The organism is Roseburia sp. OM02-15 (assembly GCF_003481835.1).
In the GTDB taxonomy this organism is placed as follows: domain Bacteria; phylum Bacillota; class Clostridia; order Lachnospirales; family Lachnospiraceae; genus Eubacterium_I; species Eubacterium_I ramulus_A.
Map to the genome: position 1 here is coordinate 1 of NZ_QULX01000016.1, position 3,123 is coordinate 3,123.

A 3,123-nucleotide genomic window follows, 5' to 3' on the forward strand; every position below is an offset into this window, starting at 1 on the left:
TATGTACCTTGAAAACTTCATACAGATAAGTGATTGATCTAAAAGAAGTGGAACATCGAAAGATGTGACACCTCAGATATATCAAGACATCCGAGATTAAATGCAAATAACTCAATTTAATTGATTTAAATGAATTCAATTTCAACAAAGCGATAACAGAGTATAACGCTATATACGAACTGTTATCAGACCGTAAGATGAAAATCTTATGCAGAGGTCAAGCGAAGAAGAGCGCAGGGTGGATGCCTTGGCACTAAGAGCCGATGAAAGACGTGATAAGCTGCGATAAGCTGCGGTAAGGAGCAAATATCCATTGACCCGCAGATTTCTGAATGGGGAAACCCACATGAGAACACCTCATGTATCCATACGCCAATCCATAACGTATGGAGGGGAACCCGGTGAACTGAAACATCTAAGTAGCCGGAGGAAGAGAAAGAAACAATCGATTCCGTAAGTAGCGGCGAGCGAACGCGGAAGAGCCCAAACCATGGTGCGTGCACCATGGGGTTCGGACTGCATAATTGATCTGAAGAGCTTAGCAGAATGGTTTTGGGAAAGCCAGCCGGAGAGGGTGAAAGCCCCGTAAGCGAAAAGTGATTCAGCATGGCAGTATCCAGAGTACATCGAGACACGTGGAACCTTGATGGAAGGAGCGGGGACCACCCCGTAAGGCTAAATACTACTTAGTGACCGATAGCGCATAGTACTGTGAAGGAAAGGTGAAAAGGACCCCGGGAGGGGAGTGAAAGAGAACCTGAAACCCTGTGTTTACAAACTGTCGAAGGGCTTTATATGCCCGACGGCGTACTTTTTGTAGAACGGTCCGGCGAGTTGTGCATACTGGCAAGGTTAAGGGATGAAGTCCCGGAGCCGCAGGGAAACCAAGCCTTAATAGGGCGCGTCAGTCAGTGTGTGCAGACCCGAAACCGGGTGACCTATCCATGTCCAGGTTGAAGTTGCCGTAAAAGGCAATGGAGGACCGAACGCACATCCGTTGAAAAGGGTGGCGATGAGGTGTGGATAGCGGAGAAATTCCAATCGAACCCGGAGATAGCTGGTTCTCCTCGAAATAGCTTTAGGGCTAGCCTCGTTTTAGTCTGGTGGAGGTAGAGCACTGAATTCCCAAGGGGGCGTCAAAGCTTACTAAGGGATATCAAACTCCGAATGCCATACAGATGATGAACGGGAGTCAGACTATACGAGATAAGTTGGATAGTCAAAAGGGAAAGAGCCCAGACCTGCAGCTAAGGTCCCAAAGTGCATGTTAAGTGGAAAAGGATGTGGGATCTCTAAGACAACTAGGATGTTGGCTCAGAAGCAGCCATTCATTCAAAGAGTGCGTAACAGCTCACTAGTCGAGAGGTCCTGCGCCGAAAATGTCCGGGGCTAAAACATGCCACCGAAGCTCAGGAATGACATAGTCATTGGTAGAGGAGCATTCTTAACGCGAAGAAGCAGTACCGTAAGGAGCTGTGGAGTGCTAAGAAGAGAGAATGCCGGAATGAGTAGCGAGAACAAGGTGAGAATCCTTGTGGCCGAATATCCAAGGTCTCCAGGGTAAAGCTGATCTGCCCTGGGAAAGTCGGGACCTAAGGTCAGGCTGAAAAGCGTAGCCGATGGACAACAGGTTGATATTCCTGTACCGCATGGTAACAGAACTGTGGGGACACGGGAGGGAAACATGGGCCGGAAATGGAAAGTCCGGTACAAGCGAGGTAGTCGCACAGCAGGCAAATCCGCTGTGCATAAGACGAAGCCGTGATGTGGAGCGAAATGAAGTAGCGAAGCATGTGCCCCCTCCTGTCGAGAAAAGCCGCTATTGTTTGCCATGCGCCCGTACCGTAAACCGACACAGGTGGATGAGGAGAGAATCCTAAGGCCGGCGGGAGAAGCATTGTCAAGGAACTCGGCAAAATGACCCCGTAACTTCGGGAGAAGGGGTGCCCACGCAAGTGGGCCGCAGAGAATAGGCTCAAGCAACTGTTTAGCAAAAACACAGGTCTATGCGAAACCGTAAGGTGATGTATATGGGCTGACGCCTGCCCGGTGCTGGAAGGTTAAGAGGAGAGGTTAGCGCAAGCGAAGCTTTGAATCCAAGCCCCAGTAAACGGCGGCCGTAACTATAACGGTCCTAAGGTAGCGAAATTCCTTGTCGGGTAAGTTCCGACCCGCACGAAAGGCGTAATGATTTGAGCGCTGTCTCGACAATGCACCCGGTGAAATTGAAGTACCAGTGAAGATGCTGGTTACCCGCGCCAGGACGGAAAGACCCCATGGAGCTTTACTCCAGTTTGGTACTGGAGCCTGGTATTGCATGTACAGGATAGGTGGGAGCTTAAGAACCTGGGACGCCAGTCTCAGGGGAGGCGCTGTTGGGATACCACCCTTGCAATATCGGGTTTCTAACCAGCCGCCGTGATCCGGCGGTGGGACAATGCCAGGCGGGGAGTTTGACTGGGGCGGTCGCCTCCGAAAGGGTATCGGAGGCGCTCAAAGTTTCCCTCATAATGGTCGGAAACCATTAGAAGAGTGCAAAGGCAGAAGGGAGGCTGACTGCGACACCGACGGGTGGAGCAGGTACGAAAGTAGGACTTAGTGATCCGGTGGCATAAAGTGGGATTGCCATCGCTCAACGGATAAAAGCTACCCTGGGGATAACAGGCTTATCACTCCCAAGAGTTCACATCGACGGAGTGGTTTGGCACCTCGATGTCGGCTCATCGCATCCTGGGGCTGTAGCAGGTCCCAAGGGTTGGGCTGTTCGCCCATTAAAGCGGTACGCGAGCTGGGTTCAGAACGTCGTGAGACAGTTCGGTCCCTATCCGGCGCGGGCGTAGGATATCTGAGGGGAGCTGGCCTTAGTACGAGAGGACCGGGCTGGACGGACCACTGGTGTACCGGCTGTCATGCCAATGGCATCGCCGGGTAGCCAAGTCCGGAAGGAATAAACGCTGAAGGCATCTAAGCGTGAAGTCCCCCCCAAGATGAGATATCCCATCCTTTTAAAGGAGTAAAAACCCTTGAAGAGTACGAGGTAGATAGGGCAGAGGTGGAAGTGTGGTAACACATGGAGCTGACTGTTACTAATCGTTTGAGGGCTTGACCAAAAGGTTGAAATGA

1 rRNA gene is annotated in these 3,123 nt (G+C 51.2%); it reads left to right on the forward strand.

Going from position 1 to position 3,123, the window contains the following annotated elements:
* Window positions 1-215: 215 nt before the first annotated feature.
* A 23S ribosomal RNA gene (locus DXB15_RS12970) occupies window positions 216-3,110 on the forward strand.
* The last annotated feature ends 13 nt before the right edge of the window (window positions 3,111-3,123 follow it).